Genomic DNA, 238 nt, shown 5'->3' on the forward strand with positions numbered 1-238 from the left:
TGTTCATCTTATCGGCCGCCAGCCCTTCATTGAGCAGCTGCGCCAGGGCGGTGGTTTCCTGCCACAGGGTCTGCTGATCGGCAACATCCAGTTGAAACACTTCACTGATACCTTCAATACGCGGAACCAGGATGAACCAGGGGTAATGGGCATCGTTGGACAGCAGCAGGCGGCAAAGCGGGAAATCCCCTATGACCTTCGTGTCTTGTTGCAGGCGTTGATCCAAGGCGAACACGTG

Annotated in this window: 1 protein-coding gene; it reads right to left on the minus strand. The window is 55.9% G+C overall.

What is annotated here, in order from left to right:
- On the minus strand, window positions 1-235 hold a 235-nt coding region (locus tag SB764_RS44425), incomplete at its 3' end, for an HIT domain-containing protein (protein ID WP_410867366.1).
- Between the last annotated feature and the right edge of the window lie 3 nt (window positions 236-238).

The sequence above is a fragment of the Paraburkholderia sp. SIMBA_027 genome (genome assembly GCF_046535315.1).
Lineage (GTDB): Bacteria > Pseudomonadota > Gammaproteobacteria > Burkholderiales > Burkholderiaceae > Paraburkholderia > Paraburkholderia tropica.